Annotated in this window: 17 protein-coding genes and 3 pseudogenes; 9 read left to right on the top strand and 11 right to left on the bottom strand. The window is 72.0% G+C overall.

Annotated elements, in window-relative coordinates; translation table 11 throughout:
- Positions 1-625 precede the first annotated feature (625 nt).
- Both ACN6LB_RS37485 and ACN6LB_RS37480 read right to left on the bottom strand, forming a co-directional pair.
- A complete protein-coding gene (locus tag ACN6LB_RS37485) occupies positions 626-949 on the bottom strand; it encodes an acyl carrier protein (protein WP_356143695.1) in 324 nt (107 codons plus the stop codon).
- A 107-nt stretch (positions 950-1056) separates the two neighbouring features.
- On the bottom strand, positions 1057-1485 hold the full coding sequence (locus ACN6LB_RS37480) for a hypothetical protein (protein ID WP_445029765.1): 429 nt from the start codon (positions 1483-1485) through the stop codon (positions 1057-1059).
- 472 nt (positions 1486-1957) lie between these two features.
- On the opposite strand from ACN6LB_RS37480, the pseudogene ACN6LB_RS37475 reads away from it, so the two are divergent.
- Positions 1958-2431 (top strand): annotated as a pseudogene (locus ACN6LB_RS37475) (SDR family NAD(P)-dependent oxidoreductase); the annotation flags it as partial.
- Here ACN6LB_RS37475 and ACN6LB_RS37470 read toward each other — a convergent pair.
- On the bottom strand, positions 2430-2633 hold the full coding sequence (locus ACN6LB_RS37470) for a toxin-antitoxin system HicB family antitoxin (RefSeq protein ID WP_445029764.1): 204 nt from the start codon (positions 2631-2633) through the stop codon (positions 2430-2432). The pseudogene ACN6LB_RS37475 and the gene ACN6LB_RS37470 overlap by 2 nt on opposite strands.
- A gap of 28 nt (positions 2634-2661) precedes the next feature.
- Between ACN6LB_RS37470 and ACN6LB_RS37465 the strand changes: the two genes are divergently transcribed.
- From ACN6LB_RS37465 to ACN6LB_RS37455, 3 genes and pseudogenes are all read left to right on the top strand, one after another.
- Positions 2662-3969 (top strand): RNA-guided endonuclease InsQ/TnpB family protein, encoded by a 1308-nt coding sequence (locus tag ACN6LB_RS37465; RefSeq protein WP_445029763.1) that lies wholly within the window; start codon positions 2662-2664, stop codon positions 3967-3969.
- 17 nt (positions 3970-3986) lie between these two features.
- A pseudogene (locus tag ACN6LB_RS37460) lies at positions 3987-4322 on the top strand (SDR family NAD(P)-dependent oxidoreductase); the annotation flags it as partial.
- Between the two features lie 521 nt (positions 4323-4843).
- A complete protein-coding gene (locus ACN6LB_RS37455; protein ID WP_445029762.1) occupies positions 4844-6280 on the top strand; it encodes an MFS transporter in 1437 nt (478 codons plus the stop codon).
- Between the two features lie 45 nt (positions 6281-6325).
- Here ACN6LB_RS37455 and ACN6LB_RS37450 read toward each other — a convergent pair.
- From ACN6LB_RS37450 to ACN6LB_RS37425, 6 genes and pseudogenes are all read right to left on the bottom strand, one after another.
- Positions 6326-6583: pseudogene (locus ACN6LB_RS37450) on the bottom strand (glycoside hydrolase family 15 protein); the annotation flags it as partial.
- 101 nt (positions 6584-6684) lie between these two features.
- Positions 6685-7434: a thioesterase II family protein gene (locus tag ACN6LB_RS37445; RefSeq protein WP_356146982.1), complete on the bottom strand. Its 750-nt coding sequence runs from the start codon at positions 7432-7434 to the stop codon at positions 6685-6687.
- Positions 7435-7676: 242 nt separating this feature from the next.
- Entirely contained in the window at positions 7677-9017 is a 1341-nt protein-coding gene (locus tag ACN6LB_RS37440; protein ID WP_445029766.1) for a methylaspartate mutase, read from the bottom strand.
- Positions 9018-9031: 14 nt separating this feature from the next.
- Positions 9032-9535, bottom strand: coding sequence for a cobalamin B12-binding domain-containing protein (locus ACN6LB_RS37435; RefSeq protein WP_445029761.1), 504 nt, complete (start codon positions 9533-9535; stop codon positions 9032-9034).
- Positions 9532-10893 carry a type III PLP-dependent enzyme gene (locus ACN6LB_RS37430; RefSeq protein ID WP_445029760.1) on the bottom strand — a complete coding sequence of 454 codons (1362 nt, stop codon included), beginning with the start codon at positions 10891-10893 and terminating at the stop codon, positions 9532-9534. The genes ACN6LB_RS37435 and ACN6LB_RS37430 overlap by 4 nt, the downstream gene beginning before the upstream one ends.
- A complete protein-coding gene (locus ACN6LB_RS37425) occupies positions 10890-12374 on the bottom strand; it encodes an AMP-binding protein (protein WP_445029759.1) in 1485 nt (494 codons plus the stop codon). Before ACN6LB_RS37425 ends, ACN6LB_RS37430 begins: the two co-directional genes overlap by 4 nt.
- A 727-nt stretch (positions 12375-13101) precedes the next feature.
- Here ACN6LB_RS37425 and ACN6LB_RS37420 point away from each other — a divergent pair.
- The gene (locus ACN6LB_RS37420) at positions 13102-13845 is read left to right on the top strand and encodes a TetR/AcrR family transcriptional regulator (protein WP_445029758.1); all 744 of its coding nucleotides are present in this window, start codon (positions 13102-13104) and stop codon (positions 13843-13845) included.
- A 118-nt stretch (positions 13846-13963) separates the two neighbouring features.
- Here the strand turns inward: ACN6LB_RS37420 and ACN6LB_RS37415 are convergent, their stop codons facing one another.
- On the bottom strand, positions 13964-15622 hold the full coding sequence (locus ACN6LB_RS37415; protein ID WP_445029757.1) for an MFS transporter: 1659 nt from the start codon (positions 15620-15622) through the stop codon (positions 13964-13966).
- 902 nt (positions 15623-16524) lie between these two features.
- On the opposite strand from ACN6LB_RS37415, the gene ACN6LB_RS37410 reads away from it, so the two are divergent.
- The gene (locus ACN6LB_RS37410) at positions 16525-16794 is read left to right on the top strand and encodes a PqqD family protein (protein WP_356146958.1); all 270 of its coding nucleotides are present in this window, start codon (positions 16525-16527) and stop codon (positions 16792-16794) included.
- Between the two features lie 316 nt (positions 16795-17110).
- Positions 17111-17563, top strand: a complete 453-nt coding sequence (locus tag ACN6LB_RS37405; RefSeq protein WP_445029756.1) for a phospholipase — start codon at positions 17111-17113, stop codon at positions 17561-17563.
- A 202-nt stretch (positions 17564-17765) separates the two neighbouring features.
- On the opposite strand, the gene ACN6LB_RS37400 is transcribed toward ACN6LB_RS37405, so the two are convergent.
- Positions 17766-18446 (bottom strand): BlaI/MecI/CopY family transcriptional regulator, encoded by a 681-nt coding sequence (locus ACN6LB_RS37400; RefSeq protein WP_445029755.1) that lies wholly within the window; start codon positions 18444-18446, stop codon positions 17766-17768.
- A 498-nt stretch (positions 18447-18944) separates the two neighbouring features.
- Here ACN6LB_RS37400 and ACN6LB_RS37395 point away from each other — a divergent pair, with 498 nt between their 5' ends.
- Together ACN6LB_RS37395 and ACN6LB_RS37390 are read left to right on the top strand one after the other, a co-directional pair.
- On the top strand, positions 18945-19712 hold the full coding sequence (locus tag ACN6LB_RS37395; RefSeq protein ID WP_445029754.1) for an NPP1 family protein: 768 nt from the start codon (positions 18945-18947) through the stop codon (positions 19710-19712).
- Positions 19713-19871: 159 nt separating this feature from the next.
- Positions 19872-20921 carry a fatty acid desaturase family protein gene (locus ACN6LB_RS37390; protein ID WP_356146950.1) on the top strand — a complete coding sequence of 350 codons (1050 nt, stop codon included), beginning with the start codon at positions 19872-19874 and terminating at the stop codon, positions 20919-20921.
- Positions 20922-20973 lie beyond the last annotated feature (52 nt).

Raw genomic sequence — 20973 nt, 5'->3', positions numbered from 1 at the left:
GGAAGGGGAGGGAGTGCTGCCGCGGCGGCCGCCCGGCGTATGTGTGTGTGGGGGAGGGGCAGTCAACAGGCCGCCAGCCGGGGCGCGTTGGGGGAGAACGGGGTCAGGGCGGGACGGCAGAGGTGTGCCCGCCGCCCGGGAGGCAGTACCGGGTAGGGCAGCGCCCGGCGGCCCGGCCTGCCGGGGCGGGGCGGGGCGGGAATGCTCCCCGCCGGGGCGGAACCGAAGGGGCAGCCGGCCGCGGACACACTGCGTACGGAGTACGACGCACGGCGCGTGGCGAATGCGGGCCGGGCCGGACCCGGACGCAGGTGTGCCGGCGGTGTCGGTGTCGTTCTGGGCTGCCGCCCGCGGTGGAGGTGAACACCGGGGCCCGGTGGGGGAGTCGGTGCGGCCCGCCGGGGCGTCCGCAAGGCGGCGGGGCCTGCCTGGCCCTCACGCCGCATCCCGCGGAAGGGGTCTGCCGCGGCCGCCGGTCCGGTACGCGCACACTGCGCGCTGTGTGCCGCAGCTCGTGCCGGGCCTGCCGCGCCGGCCGGGAACGGCCGAAGCCCCCGTCGCGGCACGGTGGCCGGCGGGGGCTTCTCGGTTCGCTCGCGCGTTCAGGCGCGGGGCGGGCGGTGGGTCAGGCGACGGCCCAGGGGCTGGGGCTGCGTCCCCGGCTGCCGGGGGCGGCGGGCAGGTCCATGTCCCAGGCGGGCTGGAGTGCGGCGGACAGGACGCCCCACAGCTGGCCGGCCGTCAGGGTGCGTACCGGGACGGTGACCTGGCCGGCGAGGCTGACTGCGAAGACCGACTCCAGGGTGCTGACGATGCCGATGAGCGCCAGGGAGTCCAGGCCGTAGGTCTCCATCGGGACATCCGCGGCGGGTGCCTTGTCCTTGCCCAGGCCGGGCAGGCCCTGCCGGAGGATGGTCTCGAACTTCGCGTTCCACGGTGTCTGCGCCATGGGGCGGACTTCCTTCCGGCTGCCGGGACGGACCGAGCGGTCCGTGCACCCACCGTGTCGCCTCCTGCTCAAGCCGCCGTGGACGGGCACTCGGGCCCTCCGCACGCTCAGACCGCAGCAGTGGCGGGGGCGACGGGCCAGCCGATGCCGCCGTTGGTGGTGGCGGGGGCGGTCGGCCAGCCGATGTCGCCGGTGGCGGAGGCCTGGACGGCGGTGGCGGGCGCGATGGGCCAGCCGATGTCGCCGGTGGCGGAGGCCTGGACGGCGGTGGCGGGCGCGATGGGCCAGCCGATGTCGCCGGTGGCGGAGGCCTGCACGGCGGTGGCGGGGGCGACGGGCCAGCCGATGCCGCCGTTGGTGGTGGCCGGGGCGATGGGCCAGCCGATGTCGCCGGTGGCGGAGGCCTGCAGGGCCGTGGTGTGGGCGGTCGGCCAGCCGATGGCGTCCGCGGTGGCCGCGGAGCCGATGCCGCCGGTGGCGAACAGGGCGGTGGCGACAGCGGCGGCGGTGACGCAGATGCGGGCGATGTTCTTCATGGCCGGACTCCCTTGTGACAACTTGTGTGTTCCGTGTTGGCAACCTCTTGCCAAGAAGATTGGCAACACAGGCTTGGGAATCCCTCGGCATTCGCTCGGGATCCGCTCAAGAAGGCGGAAAGGAGGCGCAGTTCGGGCGGCAGGCGCCCCGGGTCCGTCACCGCCTCACCCCGTCTGAGCTGTGCATTTCCCGGAGTTGGCACATGCGGGCATGCTTTGGCAAGTCCTGGCAAATCTGCTGGGTGAAACCCGGATCGGGGAGGAAAAACAGGGCCCGGCATCGCACCGGGCGTTGCCAACGGTGCGGCCGGCCGGGGTGCGGCCGGGCACCGGCACACGGCCGTACCCCGCAAGGAGACCGCGGGAGATCGCGGGGGAAGGCGGGGGGAGGGCGGTATGCCGTGAGGTCGCCGGAGCCCGGCCGGTGACAGGCTTTTCAGGAGGTCACCGGGGTGCCGGTTAGGGTGCGGGCATGACGACGCAGGCGTATCTCTCCGAACTGTTCTCGCTTCAGGGCCGGGTCGCCGTGGTGACCGGCGGCAGTTCCGGTATCGGCCGGGTCATTGCCGGGGCCCTGGCGCGGGCGGGAGCGGGCGTTGTGATCGTGGCGCGTCAAAAGGCCCAGCTGGCCGATGCGGTGGGCGAACTGGAGGCGGCGGGCTGCCGGGCGGCCTGGGTGAGCGCCGACCTGGGCAGCCGCGAGGGGGTGCGTGCGGCGGCCGAGGAGGTGGCCGGGGTGTTCGGGGAGCCCGACATCCTCGTCAACTGTGCCGGGATCAACCTGCGGCCGCCGATGGGCGAGTTGGACGAGGAGGTGTGGGACACCACGATGGCGGTGAATCTTGAGGCGCCCTATCTGCTGGGACAGCGCTTCGCCCCCGGCATGGCCGAACGCGGCTTCGGGCGGATCATCCACCTGTCTTCCGGGCAGGGTGCCCGGTCCTTCAGTGCCGGGGTGAATGCCCGTTGCCGCGTAGCGGGGCAGGGGAAGCCGGATCGCCGCCAGGGCGATTCGGCGCCTCACTGGACTCAACAGCACGTCGCACGACGGAGACCAGCCAAGAATTCAGCGAGCGGTCGTCGGTAGCGGCAGCGGCCACGGCCTGTTCGTGCAGATCGTCGGGGAGCCTCAGGTTCACATGCTTCATGGTCCTATCCTCGAGCTAGAATGGGACCATGGCAAGGTTTCGTATGTACCCCACGGACGAGCAGGAGCAGCAGATGCTGCTGCACTGCGCGCACGCGAGGTACGTGTGGAACCTGGCAGTCGAGCAGCACGCGCACTGGAAGCGCTGGCGGAAGTCCGCGCCCGGGTTCGCCGAGCAGTGCCGCCAGCTCACCGAGGCCCGGCGCGACAACGAGTGGCTCGGTGCTGGGAACGCGGATGTTCAGCAGCAGGCGCTGCAGGACTTCGCCAAGGCCAAAGCCGCACGGTTCACTTCCGGGTTCGGCGAGCCGACCTGGCGCAAGAAGTTCAAGCATGAAGGCTTCCGGGTCATCGGCAGCGACCGGGTCCCGGAGTTCCACGAGGACGGCACGGCGAAGTGGAACGCGAAGACCGGCAGGCAGGTCATGGGCCGCTCGGTCGTGGTGCACAAGCTCAACCGGCGGTGGGCTCAGGTCAAGGTGCCCGGCTGTGGCTGGGTCCGCTTCCGTCTCACCCGCACTGAACTCCCGTCGGCGAAGACGTTCCGTGTCACCTGCCGCAACGGGCAGTGGCATGTCGCGTTCGCCGTTGTCCCGGCCCCCCTCGATGCCCCGGGCACGGGTGAGGTCATCGGTATCGACCGGGGCGTCACCCTCACCGCCGCCCTCTCGGACGGACGGAAACTGAACTGTCCCCAGCTGACCGTCAAAGAGCGGGCGCAGGTCCGCAAGCACCAGCGCCGCGCGTCCCGCGCCGCGAAGGGCAGCGAGGAGAAGAGGGCCGAGTATGCGAAGGCCGCACGCCTGAGGGCCCGCGAAGCCGATCGGCGCAAGGACTGGTGCGAGAAGACAAGCACGATGCTCGCCAGGTCCTACGACGTGGTGCGGTTCGAGAAGCTGAACATCAAGAACATGACGGCGTCGGCGAAGCCGAAGCCCGACCCCGAGCAGAGCGGACAGTTCCTGAAGAACGGACGGGCGGCCAAGGCAGGGCTGAACCGGGGCATCCTCGCTCAAGGATGGGGCCTGCTGCGGCAGCGCACCGGGCGCAAAGCCCCCGGCCGCGTCGAGGACGTACCCGCCCCGTACACGAGTCTGCGGTGCAGCGCCTGCGGATGGATCGACAAGAACTCGCGCAAGAGCCAAGCCGAGTTCGTCTGCTCCTCCTGCGGTTTCACCTGCAACGCCGACACCAACGCAGCAACCAACATCGCGGCAGGACAGGGCGGGATCCCCCGCCCCCGGCGATCAGCCGGTGCCGGAGGGACGACACCGCCCAACCAGCGGTCGAACGTCCGTGAACCTCAACCCACCTGGGTTGGAATCCCCCTCTTTTGAGAGGGGGAGGATGTCAAGTCACCTCCCAGCAGGCGCACCGGGCGTTCGCCCAAAGCGGCGCCTACGGCGTCTCCAAGGGGGCGCTGGAGTCACTTGCCCGTTCCCAGGCCGAGGCCTGGTCGCCGTACGGCGTCACCTGCAACACGCTCGTGCCGGGGTTCGTGCTGACCCCGCTCAACGCGCGGCTGGCGTCCGATCCCGAGGCGGTGGCGGCGCTGGCCGCGCGCACGCTGGTGGGACGCAACGGTCTGGCCGAGGACTTCGCGGGCGCGGCGGTCTTCCTCGCCGGCCGCGGCGCCGCCTACATCACCGGGCAGGCGCTCTTCGTCGACGGCGGATTCTCCGCCCACTGACCGCCCGCCCGCCCTGCGGCGCCACCACCGGCCGCGCCCCCATCCGCTCCGGGCGCGTGCCCTGACCGGCAGCCGGCAGGGGACGCGGGACGGCGGGCCAAGACGCCCTGCACCAGGACACCTTGCACCAAGCAGGTTGCGTGCGGCGCACGGCGGCGATACGGCCCGCGGCAGCGCCCGGCCCTGCTGGTGGTTGCGGCTGTCAGAAGGTGCGCAATGCGGTGCCGTGAACCGCCCTATGTCAGTGGTGACGGGCGAGCTTGACCGCGGAGACGAGCAGGACCACGGCCAGCAGCGCATCAGCACCAGGTTCAGGAACAGCCCCAGAGGCAGGGTGCCCAGCACCGCGCCGGCGAGGGAGCCTGCGGCCATGATCGTGGTGGTGGCTATTGCTGCGCGCCTTCGACCCTGCGGCGTTTGGCCGTGCGACGGTCGTGGCGGCGGTTTCCGTCAGCGCCGGGCTAGCGGAGACCAAGCCGCAGTTCCTCAGGCAGGAAACTCGGCAGATGGGCAGGTGGCGCATGGCAGGGACGGCAGCGGCGGGAGCCAGGGGAGGTGCGGCGGGGGCACGGCGAGTGCTCGCCCCGCTGGCGTTGGCGCAGTTCATCTGCAGTTTCGCGGGCTCGAACATGAATGTGATGATCAACGACATCAGCGAGGACCTGGACACCACCGTGCAGGGTGTGCAGGTCGCGATCACGATCTTTCTGCTGGTGATGGCCGCGTTGATGATCCCGGGCGGGAAGCTGACCGACAAGTGGGGGCGCAAGCGCTGCCTGCTGGCGGGGCTCGTGGTCTACGGGGTGGGGGCGGTGCTCAGTGCTGCCGCGCCGGGGCTGGGCGTGCTGATCCTCGGCAACTCGATTCTGCAGGGTGTGGGTACGGCGCTGCTGATCCCGCCGGTCTACGTCCTGACCACGCTGCTGTTCACCGACATGGCGTCCCGGGCTCGTGCGTTCGGCGCGATCATGGCGATGGGCGGGATCGGTGCGGCCGCCGGTCCGCTGATCGGCGGGCTGATCACGAGCGCGATCAGCTGGCGGGCCGCGTTCGTGTTCCAGGCGCTGGTGATCGTGGTGATCGTGGTGCTCAGCCGTCGGATTCCCGATCCGCTGCCGTCCGACCCCGCCCGGCCCTTCGACATGGTCGGGGCCGTGCTGTCGGCGGCGGGCCTGGTGCTGCTGGTGACCGGCATCCTGGCCGTCGACAACAACGGCTGGCTGGCGCTGGGCCTGCTGCTGGCCGGCGCGCTTGTGCTGTTCGGCTTCTTCGTCTGGGTGCGCGGCCGCGAGCGCGCCGGCCGGGAGGCGCTGCTGTCGACCGTGCTGTTCCGCAACCGCACCTCCAACCTCGGCCTGGTCACCCAGAACACGCAGTGGCTGATGCTGATGGGCGTCTCGTTCACCGTCGCCGCCTACCTGCAGGTCGTCCGCGACTACGACGCGATCGAGACCGGTGTCATCTTCACCGCCGCGACCCTCGGCATCCTCGCTTCCTCACTGGCAGCCGAGAAGCTGGCCCGGCGCCGCGCACAGCGCACTCTCATCATGGCGGGCTTCGTCGTGACGACCGCCGGCATCGCCGTGCTGCTGGTCCTGGTCGCCTGGAAGCCCGGCCCCTGGGCGTTCGCCCCCGGCCTGCTGCTGATCGGACTGGGGCTGGGGGTGATGCTCACCCCGTCGGTGAACGTGGTCCAGTCGTGCTTCCCCGAGACGCAGCAGGGCGAGATCTCCGGCCTGTCGCGCAGCATCTCCAACCTCGGCTCCTCACTCGGCACTGCCGTCGCGGGAACGATCCTGGTGTCAGGGCTCAGCAAGGGCGCCTACGCTGCGGCGATGGCGGCGCTCGCGGTCGTGGGCCTGGGCGGGCTGCTTGCCGCGGCACTCCTGCCGCGCGTCGGCAGGCCCCGTGCCGCCGCAACCGGGACGACGACACCGCCGAGGGTGCCGCAGCAGTGACCTTGACACAGCAGGGGCGTTGCTACCCGCCGGCGGTTCGTGCGGTCAGCCGGTTCGGCCTTCGGCGCGGTCGAGCTCCTCGTCCAGGGCGAGGGCGGCATCGAGCAGGGCCAAGTGGGTGAAGGCTTGCGGAAAGTTCCCGAGCTGCTCGCCGGAGGGGCCGATCTCTTCGGCGAATAGGCCGACGTGGTGGGCGTAGGTGAGCATCTTGGAGAAGGCGTAGTGGTCGAGGCGAAGCGGTGCCCCACCTGCCGCTGCACGAACGCCGGGTCCGCCCCGCCCTCGATCTGGTGGGTGACGTGGCTGTGCCGCAGGCAGTGGGCGGGGGTGAGAACAGGCGAAACCCAGGCCGCCGACGGGGGGCAGCGGCCTGGGTTTCGCGGTCTGGGCGGGGTGGGGCTGGGTCAGCGCAGGTGGCTGCGGAGGGTCTCGATCACCGCGGGGGCCTGGGCGTTGAGGTAGAAGTGGCCGCCGGCAAACACCTGCAGGGTGAAGGGGCCGGTGGTGTGCTCGCCCCAGGCGCGGGCCTCCTCGAGGGTGACCTGGGGGTCGTCGTCGCCGGTGAGGGCGAACAGCGGGCAGGTCAGGGGTGGGCCGGGGGTGTAGCGGTAGGTTTCCGCGGCCCGGTAGTCGGCGCGGACCGCCGGCAGGATCATGCGCAGGATCTCGGGGTCGCCGAGTACCTGGGTGTCGGTGCCGCTGAGCCGGCTGATGTCGGTGATCAGCCCGTCGTCGTCCAGCAGGTGCACCCGCTCGTCGCGTACCGCCGAGGGGGCGCGCCGGCCCGAGGCGAACAGCCCGTGCAGGACCGTGCCCCGCTCCTCCAGGCGCCGGGCCACCTCGAAGGCGAGCGAGGCGCCCATGCTGTGCCCGAAGAACGTCACGGGCCCCTGGCACCACGGCTCGATCTGCTCGGCCACCGCGTCGGCGAGGGCGGGAATGCTGTCGATGCACGGCTCGTGGCGCCGGTCCTGGCGGCCGGGGTACTGGATCGCCAGCACGTCCACGTCCGGTGCCAGGGTGCGGGAGACGGGGAAGTAGAAGGACGCCGCGCCGCCCGCGTGCGGGAAGCACACCAGCCGGTGCGCGGCGTGCGCGGCGGGATGGAAGCGGCGGATCCACGCGCTGCTGTCCACGGTCGTCTGCGTGCTCACGTCAGGCCCCCATCTGCGGTGCGCGGTCCCTGTTTCCTCACGGGTGACTCCCTGTCGCCTGCGGCCTGTTCGTTGCCCGGCCGGCCCGAATTGCTGCTTCCTGCGGCCTGCCGGCTTTTCTGCGGCCCGTCAGTTTTCCGTGCCGTGTGCCGTGTGCCGTGTGCTGCGTGCTGCGTGCTGCGTGCTGCGTTCGTGTTTGTGTGCTGCCGCGTTCCGGGCGGCCGGCCCCTGTGGTGTGCGTTTCAGCCGCGCAGCAGGGGGGTGGTGGCGCTGTCGAGGGCGGCGGCCGGGTCGTCGTACATCCGCCGGATGTGGAAGAGGTCCTTGAGCAGGTCCGCCGAGCCGATCTTCCGGGTGGGCTGCTGCTCGGCGATGCCGCGCAGCGGCAGCCGGCCCAGATCGGCCCAGCGCAGCCGGCCGTCGGCGCCGATGTAGCTGCGGGCGCGGCCGGCGTTGTCGGGGTGGACGCAGTAGGGCACGTCGAGGTAGCCGCGGCGGAAGGCGGCCAGCAGCGCCCGCCCGATGTCGTCGTCGAGGCAGAGCACCGCGTCGACCAGGGCGCGGGCCTCCGCATACGTCTCCGAATCCACCTCCCCACCCGATGCACCCGATACGCCCGATACGCCGGGGGGTGCGGGGGTGCGGCGGGCGACGGCGTCGGCGTACTCCAGGGCCAGCACGTTCTCCGCGACGGTGGGGATACGGCGCGACTCGGCGACCGTCTTGACGATCAGCCGCTGCGCGCCGGTGGTCACCGCCAGCTCGGCGGCGCGCCCCAGCAGGTGGTGGGCGCCGCGGTAGGTCTCGGGATACACGCCCATGTAGGCGTAGATGACGATGTGCCAGTTGTGGGTGGGCAGCAGTTCGCGGCACAGCCGGCCCAGCGCGCGGACCGCCTCGCGGTCCTGGCCGGGGTCGGTCTGCTGGGCGTAGCTCAGCGACAGGGAGCGGATGCCGTGCTGGGCGAAGAACATCGCCTCCAGGAAGCTGATGGCGACCAGCTGGCTGGGCGGGCACAGCTGGCCCATCATGCAGCCGCCGAACGTCTCCAGGTGCGGTTCGATGCCCGCGTCGTACAGCCGCCGGTACAGCGCGCAGCAGGCCTCCCAGTTCTTGACGCCGTCGGCCAGCGGGGTGCGGCCGTAGGGCAGGCAGTAGGAGACCGGGCCGCCCTCGGTGGCGTTCAGGCCCAGCCGCAGCAGGGACCAGAAGATGTCGATGGGGGTGGCCGAGCCGTGGCGGACCTGGACGGGGAAGGAGGCATCGCGCACCCCGTCCAGGACGGCCGCGGTGGTGGCCGGGGGGTGGCTGACGACCGGGTAGCCGTTGAGGGCGATGCCCTCGCGCAGTGCCGTCGTCACCGCCTCGAGCTCGCCGACGCGGGTGTAGCTGTCCAGGGTCAGGGTGCCCACCGTGGTGGCGTCGGCGTTCTTGGCGGCGATCAGCCCGGCGCGCATCTGCTGCGGGTCGCCGAAGCCCATCCTCGGCTGCACCACCAGGCGTCCGGCGGCGCCCGCCCGCCGCACGAACGCGCCGAAGTCGACGGGCCGCTGGCGTCGGGCGTCGGCGCGGCGGCGCCACAGCCGGGCCGGCCCGCTCACAGCGCCACCCGGTCGCCGTCGTCGAGGGCGGCCTGCTCGGGCGGCGGCAGCGCGGACAGGAAACCGCGGAAGGCGCTCACCGGGTCCTGCCCGTCCTCGAAGACCGAGTCGAAGCCGGCGGCGGTCAGTTCGGCGGCCCGGGCGGCCATTTGGTCGCCGTCGGTGCCCAGTTTGCCGCCGATCACGATGGGGGTGGCGGCCAGCGGGGCCAGCGCGCGCAGCTGCCCGATCACCCGCAGTCCGTCCTGGTAGCCGTGGCCGTTGACGCTGCTGATGACGACCATGTCCGGCTCCAGCGCATGGCATTCGGACACCAGCAGGTCATCGGGCACGCACGGGCCGAGGTTGACGACCTCGTAGCCGCACTCCTCGATCAGCAGCTGCAGGAAGACCAGGTTCCAGGTGTGCGAGTCGGAGGCCAGCGAGGTGACGATCACCGTGCCTTTCGCGCGCACCGGCTGCCCGCCTTGGCCCGGCGCGGGCAGAGCGGGCCCGCTCACGGGGCCTCTCCCGCCGTCAGCGCGGTGCGCACATGCTCGATACGGCCGGCCGAGACCACCCGGCCGCCGTCCACCGCCACTTCGGCCGGCGCCGGCCGGCCCAGAAACATCAGCAGGCTGGAGGTGGGCCCGTAGGCGCCGGCGTTGGGCACCGTCACCACATCGCCCTCCTGGAGATGGGCGGGCAGGTCGATCTGCCGGCCCAGCACATCGCCGGGCGTGCACAGCGGCCCCACCAGGCTGGCCTTCTCGGTGTCCGCGCCGGCCTGGACGTGCACGCTGACCGGCAGCAGCCGGCCCAGCCCGGACATGCCGCCGAAGGTGTTGATGCCGGCGTCCACGATGACGAACTTCCTGCCCCGGCTGACCTTCACATTGCTGACCCGGGTGACGAGGGTGCCGCTGTCGCCGGACAGATAGCGCCCGGACTCCACCGCCAGCCGCGGTGCGCCCTGGCGCCAGTGCGGGAAGTGCACGTCCAGCGCCGCCTCCAGCGCCGTCCGCAGCCCGGGATAGCGGGCCCGCTCGCCCTGCTGGGCGTAGGGGACGGAGAAGCCGCCGCCGATGTCCAGCAGCTGCAGCGGCACGCCCAAATCCTCCTGGACGGCGGCCGCCACCGCGATGGTGTGGGTGAGCTCGTCGATCAGCGCCGCCTCGTCGCGGGCGTTGCTCTGCGAGAACAGGTGCAGGCCGGCGATGCGGGCGCCGGCCACCGCCCGCAGCTGCGGCGCCAGTTCGGCGACGGTCTCGCTGTCGATGCCGAACTGGGTGGGTGTGCCGGTCATCCGGATGCTGGTGGTGGCGCTGGCGGTGGCACTGTTGATGCGCAGCAGGCAGTCGGCGCGGGTGCCCGCCTCCAGTGCGGCCGCCCCGATGTGCTGCAGGTCGCTCAGCGACTCCGCGGAGAAGGTGCCCACCCCGCCCGCAAGCGCCTCGCGCAGCTCGCCCGGCGTCTTGCCGGGTCCGGTGTAGAGGATGTCGGCGCCCTGGTAGCCCGCCTCCAGCGCGGCCGCCAGCTCCCCGGTCGAGCTGATCTCGGCCCGGCAGGCGGGAACATCCCCTCCGGTGCGCAGCGCCCGCACCAGGTCGGGGTGCGGGTTGGCCTTGAAGGCGTAGAACACCTCGAAGCCCTCCGGCAGGAAGCCGAACAGCTCGCGCCGCGCGGCCCGCACCCGCTCAAGGTCGTACACGTACAGCGGGGTGCCGTACCGGGCGGCCAGCTCGGCCGCGTCCACACCGCCCGTGCCCGCGCCCGGGCCGGTGCTCGTGCCGGTGCTCGCGTTGGTACCGGTACTGGTGTCCGGGCCGGTGCCGGTACGGGTGTTGGTGTTGGTGTCGGTGCTGGTGTGCGGGCTCATCGGGTGCTCCCCTCGAGCAGCAGGGCCAGTTCCCGGCGGGCGTTCTTGCCGTGCTGGGTGAGCGGGAAGTCGCTCAGCACCCGGCAGATGGCGGGCACCTTGGCGGGTTCCAGACGCTGGGTGAGTTCCTTCAAAACGGTCCGCGGGGGCAGGTCGCTCTCCACGAACAGCGCCAGGTCGTGGGCTTCGCTGGGCGGCAGCGCGGCCGCCGCCCGCACGCCCGGGATGTCCATCGCGGCACCCTCGATCTCCAGGGTGCTCATCCGAAAGCCCTTGCGTTTGAACATGTCGTCGCGCCGGCCCTCGAAGTACAGGTAGCCGTCCGCGTCCAGGCTGCCGTAGTCGCCGGTGTGCAGCCGCCGCTCCCCGCTGAGCGGGTCGGTGCGAAACGCCTTCGCGCTCAGCTCCGGGCTGCGCCAGTAGCCGGGCATCACATGCGGCCCGGCCGCGACGATCTCCCCGACCTCCCCGACGGGCACCTCGGCGCCGTCCGCGTCCAGGATCAGCACCCGGGTGCCGGGCAGCGGCAGCCCGACCGCGCCGGGCCGCTCACCGTCCTCCTGCGGCGGCATCACGGTGATCCGCTTGGCCTCGGTCTGCCCGTACTGGCGCACCACCCGCACCCCGGGAAACTGCGCGCGCAACGCGTCGATGGTGGCCTGCGGCAGCGCCGCCCCGGTGTTGGTGAACAGCCGCACCGGCGCCGCCGGTTCGGTGTCCCGCTGCGCCAGGGTGACGATCATCGAGGCGAGCGAGGGCACCAGCGGCACCACCGTCGCCCCCGTCTCCCGCATCCGGCGCACCAGCACCAGATCGGAGTCCCGGTCGGCGAGCACGATCTCGCAGCGCGCCAGACACGTCATCAGCACCTTGTACAGGCCGTAGTCCCACGACATCGGGAAGCGGCAGAACACCACGTCGTCGGGCCGGTAGCCGAGCGCCTCGGTCAGCGCCCGGGAGGCGAAGGCGACCTGCGCGTGCGGGCAGATGACCGCCTTGGGCGCGGCGGTGGACCCGGAGGTGTAGATGAGGGTCGCCACATCGCCGGCCTGCACCGGCTGGTCCTCCAACCGGGCGCCGCCGGCATGCAGTTGCTCCACCGCAGCCCACACCCCGGCCGTCTCGTGCACCGGCCGGCCGGTGAGCTCACCCAGCCGCTGCGCGCTCGCCGCATCGCCCAACAGCAGCACCGGCTCGCAGTTGTCGATGACATGCCGCAGGTGGAACGCCTTCATCGACGGGTTCAGCGGCACGAACACCGCACCCAGCCGGGAGGCCCCGTAGAACATCGCGGCCAGCTCGCGGCCGGTGGGCAGCTGCAGCACGATCCGGTCGCCGCGGCGCACCCCCTGCCCGTGCAGCCAGCAGGCGAACGCGTGGCTGTAGGCGGCCAGTTCCCGGTACGTCCAGGCACCGGCCGCATCGCGGACCGCGGAAGCCTCAGGCACCTCGGCGAGAGCGTCGTCCAGCAGGCCGTGCACGAGTTCGGACCGGGAAACCGGCCCGGAATTCACGGCCGGCCCGGAATTCGGAGCGGATTCCTCCCCCGACGAGGCGGATTCTTCCCCCGACGAGACGGACGAGACTGACGAATACGAGTGGCTGACCAACGTCGCACCCCGCTAAGAGTTATGGCTCGGTTCGCCGAAATACGCTGCGTCGGAAACCTCATGGGCCACGGTAGGGGCGCCACGGGGGGCGGCTGAACCCCTAACTCCCCCTATCCGGCCCGCCGCGACACCCCCCCCGGCCGCCCGCCGGGAAGCCGCGGACACCCCCGCACCGGACCACCGCCACGTCCCGCACCCGCCCCTGAAATCCGCCCCACAGGACACCACGGGCCCCTCCACTGCGATTCGACGCAGAAGCGACAGGAATACGACGGGAATTCGGCCGCGATACGGCTGCCACGCCGCTGCCATCCCGGTGCGTGCGCTGCGGGTGCTTTCCGGAAGGGACCGATCCGGCACTACGGCCGCCCGGACACGGCCCGCCACGCCGCCCCCGGGCCCGGCCGGCGCCGCATACGATGGACGCAATGCGTGCGCGATACGCACGCAGCGCAAGAGCCCCCGGGCTCCCAGGGCTCCCGGGCTCTTGGGTTCTTGGGTTCTTGGGTTCTTGGTCTTGCGGCCTCGCGCACGAGGACACACAAGGACGCACGAGGACGGACGGGGTGGTGCGGGGATGAAGGAAGGCGGAGGGTCCATGACCAGCGGTGAGGGCGCGGAGCTGCCGGGCAGCATCCAGGTGCTGTGGGACCTGCGCAACCGGCAGCAGCGCGGCCGCCGCGGGCTGAGCACGGCGCGCATCGTCGAGGCGGCGATCGAGTTCGCCGACGAGAACGGGCTCGGCGCACTGTCGATGGCCAAGGTCGCCGAGCGCCTCGACTTCGCCACCATGTCGCTGTACCGGCACGTGGCGAGCAAGGACGAACTGCAGGCGCTCATGCTCGATATGGCCTACGGGCCGCCGCCCGCCCCGGCAGAGGGCGAGGAGGAATGGCGCGCGGGCCTGGAGCGGTGGGCCCGCGCCTTCGCGGACGTCTTCCGACGCCACCCGTGGATGCTGCAGATCCCGCTCGGCGGCCCGCCGCTGGAGCCGGGCCAGCTGAGCTGGCTGGAGTGCGGGCTGCGCACCCTGGGCCGCAGCGGCCTGACCCCGGGCGACAAGCTGTCGGTGATGCTGCTGCTGATCGGCTACGTCCGCAACAGCGCCCAGCAGCGCGGGGGACTGGAGCGCCCGGACGTCAGCGAGGCCGAGCTGATGGCCGCTTACGGGCAGGCGATGGACAAGTTCGTCGACGCCGCGGCCTTCCCCGCGGTGCGCGAACTGCTCGAGGCGGGCACCTTCGAGGCGGCCGAGGACGACTTCTCCTTCGGCCTGCACCGGGTGCTGGACGGCATCGAGGTACTCATTGCCCTGCGGGCTGGCCGCCGCCTTCTGGACTGACCGGCCCACCCCCGCCGCTGCCCCTGCTGCCGGGCCGCGGGTGCACGCACACATGTCCGTCCTCGCCCACCGGCAGGCGGACGAGGACGGACTCCCCTTCTTCCTGCGGGGCTTCGGGCTAGCGCCGGGGATCGTCGGCGGCGGCGGAGGAGGAGGGCGGGACGGCGGCGGGGGATCCGTCCGCCCCGGCGGGCGCGGGCAGCGGCACGGCGCCGTAGGTGCCGCCCTGCGCGGCCTCCAGCGAGCCGGGCAGCGCCGCCTCGAGGGGGGTGGTGCGCAGCAGCAGCGCGGCGAGCACCGCCGTCAGGGCCATCAGCACGGCGCCGACCAGCGAGGCGACCTGCAGGCCGTGCGTGAACGCCTCCCGGCCGGCATTCATCAACGCACCGCCCGCCGAGGGGGACTGATGGGCGGCCACCTCGGCGGCGCCGCCGATGGTGTTGCGCAACGCGTGCAGCGCCGGGCCGCCCACCCCGCCCGGGCTGACGTCCGCCATGTCGCCGCGGTACACCGCGGAGCCGATGCTGCCCAGGGTGGCGAAGCCGAAGGCGATGCCGAACTCGGTGAAGGTCTCCGAGACGGCGACCGAGGAGCCGGCCCGCTCGGGCGGGGCGGAGGTGACCACGATCTCCGCGGCCAGCGTCCTGGCCGCGACCATGCCGCCGGCCAGCAGACCCACACCGGCCAGCACCACCGCGACGGGGGAGTCCACCTCGACCCGGGTGAGCACCCCGAAGCCGGCGGCCATGAGCACCAGCGCGCCGCCGATCAGCTTCGCCGGGCGCACCCGGCGGCCCAGCGAGGCCGACAGGCCCACCGCGACGCCGATGGCGGGCATCGGCGCCAGCGACCACAGCGACGCCTTCAGCGGCGAGTAGCCCAGCACCATCTGCAGGTACTGGTTGGTCAGCACGCTGGAGCCCATCAGGGCGAAGGCCGCCATCATGTTGACGATCACCGCGCCGCTGAAGCTGCCGCGGCGAAACAGCGAAAGGTCGATCATCGGGTGGGCGGCGGTGGCCTGCCGGATCACGAAGGCGACCACCAAAACCGCGCCGGCCGCGGCCCAGAGCGCCGCGCTGTGGCTGTAGCCGTTGATGACGAGCTCCTTGAACCCGTAGATCAGCGTCATCACACCGGCCAGCGACAGCACCGTGCTCAGCAGGTCCAGCCGGCCGCGGTCGGGATCGCGGTGCTCGGGCAGCAGCAGCGGCGCCAGGATCAGCACCAGCACCATCACCGGCGTGTTGATCAGGAAGACCGAGCCCCACCAGAAGTTGTTGAGCAGCAGGCCGCCGATGACCGGGCCGAGGGCCGCGCCCGAGGTGAGCGTGCCGCCCCAGGCGGCGATGGCGGCCTTGCGCTCCTTGGTGTCGTGGAACATGGTGCGGATCAGCGCCAGCGAGGTCGGCGTCAGGGTGGAGGCGGCCAGGCCCAGCAGTGCCCGCGAGGCGATGAGCATTTCGGGGCTGGTGGAGAACGAGGCGGCCGCCGATGCCAGGCCGAACAGTGCGGCGCCGAACAGCAGCAGCTTGCGCCGCCCGATCCGGTCGCCCAGCCAGCCCACCGTGACCAGGGTGCCGGCCAGCACGAAACTGTAGATGTCCATGATCCACAGGAGCTGCGACGCGCTGGGCGAGAGGTCCTTGCTCAGCGGGGCGATCGCGAACCCGAGGACCGAGACGTCGACGGCGACCAGCAGGGTGACCAGAACGATCACCACCAGGCCGCACCACTCCTTCATTCCCGCCCTGGGCTCGGTTTGCGTCATGGCCATCCCCCCACCTCGCTCTGCGTATCTGACACGCAGAGCGTATCTCATACGCACATGCGTGTCACGTACGCATCGAGGGGAGGGTGAGAGCGAGGGACGGTGCGCCCGGCGTGGGTGCCGCGGCGGGGGAGTGGGAACGGGGATGCCGCGTCCCAGGGATGCGAGCCGTTTCGGCAGGCGGGGCGCGCCTTGCGGTGGCTTTGACGGCGAGTCAGACCTCCCGCGGGAGCCCTGACCGCGGCCCCGCCCCCGGACAATGCGTGCGGCGAGGAAGTGAGGCCCGCCAACTCCCCGCCGCCGGCGCCGCCCTGCCACTCGGCCGGCCTCGCGCGGCCCTGAACCGGCCGCCGCTGCCCGGCCCTCCGGCGTGATCGGCCCTCACCGGCCCTCACCGGGTCTCACTGGCCTCACCGTCCGCTGGCTGCGGCCCGGCAGGGCGAGGGGCCGCAGCGGACGCCACCGGCGGCGCGGCCCGCGCCGTCGGCGCCCCAATGCCCCCGACCCCGCCCGCCCTGCCCGGCCCCTGTGCCGAACGCGCCGACACCTGCAGCGCCGTGGCCCGCCGGCCCCTGGAAGGCGCCGGTGAGCGGCAGGCCGCCGTGACCCACCGCCTGTGCGGCCGCCCGCGGACCGTCCATCGGCCGCTCATGGGCCGTGCGCCCGGTTCTCGCCCGCCCCGGCGTGGAGCGCCTGCCCGCCCGGGGCCTCGGCCCTCGTCAACGCGCCGCGTCGCGCGGTGAGATGACCGGCCCGCGGTGGTGCGGGCACCGCCTGCGGGGGGTGGCGCTGGCACCACCGCGCTCAGGTGCCCAGGCCCATGGCCCGCATCGGCGCGGCAGGAGATTCTCAATACACCGGACCCGCCGGGCCGGCCCACCGGACGACCAACCGCCCAGGAGACCCCCATGCGAATTCTGCCGGGTAACGGAGTCACCAGCACTGCCCTGGCCAGCGGCCGACTCGACCTGCGGGCCGAAGGACGCACCGGCACGTTCCGCTGCACCCCCCTGGCGGCGAGCATGTGGTTCGCGCTGCGCCGCAACGACGGGTTCGTCGACCTCGCCGTCGAGAGCCTGGCCCACCACTGGGGGACCGACCTGGAGAAGGTCCGCACGGTGATGGACGCCTGGTCGCGCAAGCTGATCGACACGGGCTGGCTCCAGCCGGCCCTGTGAAAACGGCCGCCCCCGCTGCACGCGCCCGCACCCGACTGGGCCGCTGCAACCACCCCAGCCCGGGCAGCAGCCGGGGGCCCACACAACCCGGCCCCGCCCCCACACCCGCCCCGGCCCACCCGCACCTTCCACCCCAGCCGGCCGCCCCCACACCCCGGGCGGCCGCGCAGTGGGCCCGGCGGGCCCCTGACTCACCCGCCCGACCCCCCTGTCCGGGGGAAACACACCCCACTCCCGCGCCGTAGCACCCGCTTCACGCCGCCCCCGCAACGAGCCTGAGGACGCCCACGGATCCAACTCCCCACCGGAGGAATCCTTGCGTCGTCAGCTCCTGACCACCGCCGTCACATCCGCCGCCCTCGCCCTGTGCACGCTGGCCGCCACCCCGGCGGCAGCCGTACCGGCCGACAAGAGCCAGGTCCTTGCCACATGGACCCAGACCAGTGCGAGCAGCTACAGCACCTGGGCCGCGGCCCGCGCCAACCAGGGCGCCTGGAGCGCCTATGCCTTCGACTGGTCCACCGACTACTGCTCCTCGTCCCCCGACAACCCCTTCGGGTTCCCCTTCCAGATGTCCTGTGCCCGCCACGACTTCGGCTACCGCAACTACAAACAGGCGGGCACCTTCACTGCCAACAAGTCCCGCCTGGACAGCGCCCTGTACGCCGATCTGAAGAGAGTGTGCGCCGCCTACAGCGGCATCAAGCTCACCAGCTGCAACGCCACCGCCTGGACCTACTACCAGGCGGTCGACAAGCTCGGCAGCTAACCGCAACTCCTGTGCCGGGGGCGTCCAGGCACCACTGCCTGACGCCTCCGGCATGTTTTTGAGCCCGCCGACACGAACATTTCCCCGTCCCGGCAGCGCACACAGCACCTGGCATGAGGCGCCAACTCGCCTCCCCCGAGGCGAATGTGACGGCATACCAGGCCCGCCCGGCAGGCACGTTTCGCTCACCGGGCCACGGTGCTCACTCGCCGGCGGCGTCCTGCGGCTGCGGGGACGCGGCTGCTGCGGTCGCGGTGTAGTAGACGGACGTGCCCTGCTTGGCGCGCTCCACGCGGCCCTTGGCGACCAGACCCTCCAGCGTGGTGCGCACGACGGTGTTCTTGACACCGCGTTCGGGGTGGGACTGGGAGAGCGCGGTGGTGACCTCCGCGGCCGAGCGGGGCTCGCTCTGCCCGCTGAGGTGGTCATGGATGAGGGTGCCGAGGGTGGGCTGGGCGGGGCCCGCCTGCTCCGCCTTCTTGGCCGGGGCCTTTTCAGGGGCGGCCTTCTCGGCGGCGGCCTTCTTGGCGACCGGCTTCTTGACGGCCGCCTTCTTGGCCTTCGGCTTCGCCGCGGCGGCCTTCTTCTGCCGGGCCGGCTTGGCCCCAGCGGCCGGGGCGCTGCGCGGCGCGGGCACGGTGGCCGCGGGGGCGTCGTCCTCAGGCGCCTGGCCGGCCGGGCTCTTGGCGCCCAAGGCCTGCTGCACGCTCACCAGCAGGGCCTGGTCCTGCTGCAGTGCCTGCAACTGCGCCTGGAGTGCGGCCACTTCGCCCCCCAGACGGTCCTGCTCCTTGGCGTTGCGCTCAAGGTCGGCGGTGACCTGGGCGGCGTACTGCGACTTGAGTTCGGTCGCTTCCTGCGTTTCCTGCTGAACCTCGGACATGACGGCTGCCTCTCGTTGGACGCGGTGTGGTGTTGGTGGCGGATCGTACCCGCATCATCTGGCCATGATCCGGCGAAATTCAGACTGACCCATGCGACCGCCCCGCTGCGCGGCCACTTCACTCACCCTCTCAAGCCCTGCGCCGAACCGGTGCGCACTTGCCGGTGCATTCACACCTCAGGGTGCGCCGACAGCCCGCGCACACCTCGCACATGGGGTGCGCGGCGGGCCCGGCGGCCGTGAACAGGGGGCGCCGGCCGCACTGTTGGGGCCGCGCCCGGGGGCGGGGGCGGGACCCGGCGCGGCGCCCGGCCAAGGTGGCTGCCGGGGCCGATGGTTGACCCGTCACCGCAGTGACATCCGCCGGGGCGGCGGGGTGTTCACGGGTTCACGGGTTCACGGGGGCACGGGGTCACGGGGTTCACGGGGTTCACGGATGCTGATCTGGGCATGCCAATTCTGCCCGTGAGCCCCCACCGCGGTCCTCAGGAGGACGCTTTGACGACCAGGTTGCGCATCCGCAGAGCCCCTCTCACCCTGGCCGGCGCGCTCGCGCTGGTCATCGCCTTCCCGGGCAGCGCGCTGGCCGGCCCGCCCCAGGCGCTGCCCGCCCACGCCGACGGGCTGGAGCAGACCTTCCAGCCGGCCTACGACTACGACACCGACGGCTGTTACCCCACCCCGGCCATCGGGCCTGATGGCACCCTCAACGGGGGACTCAAGCCGAGCGGTGCGCTCAACGGCCAGTGCCGTGATGCCGGGGACCTCGACAACACCAACGGCTATGCCCGCGAGAAGTGCAACAACGGCTGGTGTGCCGTCGTGTATGCGCTGTACTTCGAAAAGGACCAGGCCCTCGCGGGCAGCGGTCTGGGCGGGCACCGCCACGACTGGGAACACGTCGTGGTGTGGGTGCACGACAACGAGCCGCAGTACGTGGCCACTTCGGCGCACGGCGACTTCACCGTCTACGGCCGGGACCGCATCCGCTGGGACGGCACCCACCCCAAGGTCGTCTACCACAAGGACGGCATCCGCACGCACTGCTTCCGTCCTGCCGGCGCGGGCGACGAACCGCCGGAGAACCACCAGCACACCTGGCAGTTCCCCGACCTGGTCGGCTGGGAGGGCTACCCCGCAGGTGTGCGCGAGAAGCTGACCGGGGCCGACTTCGGCAGCGCCCACTTCGGGCTCAGGGACGGCGACTTCAACGCCCACCTCGCCAAGGCCCTGCCGCCGGGCATCGCCTTCGACCCCAACGCCTGAGCAGGCGGCCCGGACGACGCGGCCCGGGCCGGCATCGGCCCGCCCCTCTCCGGGGTAACACTGGGGTGTGAATGCCGGTCAATAGGGGTGGGGCGGCATTATTTAACAGGGGTGGGGTGGCATTATGCTGCGTTATACCCGCCCCACATACTGGGTCGCATGGCGAACCCCACAGTGCTCCCGGAGCAATTACCGCCGACCGCGCAGGGAACGGGGAGTGATTTCTCCCGCCTGGCGCGCAGAATTTCCGAGGCGGGGCTGATGGAACGGCGGCCTGTCTACTACACCGTGCGATTCAGCGCGGTGGCCCTCGCGCTGGTGGCGGGCTGCGTGGCGTTCGTCGCGCTGGGCGACAGCTGGCTGCAACTGCTCGTGGCGGCCGGTCTGGCCGTGGTCTTCGGGCAACTGGGTCTCGCGGCCCACGACCTGGCCCACAAGCAGGTGTTCTCCCGCCGCCGCCCCACCGAGATCGGCGGGCTGATCGCGGCCAACGCGCTGCTCGGCATGAGCTATGGCTGGTGGATGAGCAAGCACACCCGCCACCACGCCAACCCCAACCATGAGGACAAGGACCCCGACGTCGCACCCCACCTCATCGTGTGGTCGCGCCGGCAGGCGAGTGTGGCCCGCGGGCTGCCCGCGTTCATCGGCCGCCACCAGGCCGTCCTGTTCTACCCGATGCTCACGCTGGAGGGCTTCAACCTCAGCGTCGCCGGCTTCCGGGCCCTGTTCGGTGCCTCGCTCAAGCGGCCCGTCCTGGAAGGGAGCCTGCTCGTTGCGCACTTCGCGCTCTACTTCGGCGCCGTGTTCACCGTGCTGCCGCCCGGCAAGGCGTGCGCGTTCATCGCCGTGCACATGGGGCTGTTCGGCATCTACCTCGGCTCGGTGTTCGCCCCCAACCACAAGGGCATGCAGATGGTCACCGAGGGCCAGGAGCTGGACTTTTTGCGCCGCCAGGTGCTCACCTCACGCAATGTGCGTGCCGGGGTGCTGACGGATGCGTTCATGGGCGGCCTCAACTACCAGATCGAGCACCATCTCTTCCCCAGCATGCCGACCCCGGCGCTGCGCCAGGCCCAGCGCATCACCGAGCAGTACTGCGCCGAACTGGGCATCCCCTACCACCAGACGAGCCTGGTCGTCTCGCACCGCGAGACGCTGCGCCACCTGCGCAGCGCCGGGGAACCCCTGCGCGCCGCCGCCCGCTGAGCACCCCGCCCCACCCCCGGGGGACAAGAGCCGCCGGGGGCCGGCTCGTTCA

The organism is Streptomyces sp. SAS_270 (assembly GCF_052543295.1).
Note: the sequence above shows the minus strand (reverse complement) of the source record. Positions and strands in the feature narration are given on the sequence as shown.

Coding starts and splice junctions, on each gene's coding strand:
- ACN6LB_RS37485 (WP_356143695.1), bottom strand. CDS start 949: ATGGCGCAGACACCGTGGAACGCGAAGTTCGAGACCATCCTCCGGCAG.
- ACN6LB_RS37480 (WP_445029765.1), bottom strand. CDS start 1,485: ATGAAGAACATCGCCCGCATCTGCGTCACCGCCGCCGCTGTCGCCACC.
- ACN6LB_RS37470 (WP_445029764.1), bottom strand. CDS start 2,633: ATGAAGCATGTGAACCTGAGGCTCCCCGACGATCTGCACGAACAGGCC.
- ACN6LB_RS37465 (WP_445029763.1), top strand. CDS start 2,662: ATGGCAAGGTTTCGTATGTACCCCACGGACGAGCAGGAGCAGCAGATG.
- ACN6LB_RS37455 (WP_445029762.1), top strand. CDS start 4,844: ATGGCAGGGACGGCAGCGGCGGGAGCCAGGGGAGGTGCGGCGGGGGCA.
- ACN6LB_RS37430 (WP_445029760.1), bottom strand. CDS start 10,893: ATGAGCCCGCACACCAGCACCGACACCAACACCAACACCCGTACCGGC.
- ACN6LB_RS37420 (WP_445029758.1), top strand. CDS start 13,102: ATGACCAGCGGTGAGGGCGCGGAGCTGCCGGGCAGCATCCAGGTGCTG.
- ACN6LB_RS37415 (WP_445029757.1), bottom strand. CDS start 15,622: ATGGCCATGACGCAAACCGAGCCCAGGGCGGGAATGAAGGAGTGGTGC.
- ACN6LB_RS37410 (WP_356146958.1), top strand. CDS start 16,525: ATGCGAATTCTGCCGGGTAACGGAGTCACCAGCACTGCCCTGGCCAGC.
- ACN6LB_RS37400 (WP_445029755.1), bottom strand. CDS start 18,446: ATGTCCGAGGTTCAGCAGGAAACGCAGGAAGCGACCGAACTCAAGTCG.
- ACN6LB_RS37390 (WP_356146950.1), top strand. CDS start 19,872: ATGGCGAACCCCACAGTGCTCCCGGAGCAATTACCGCCGACCGCGCAG.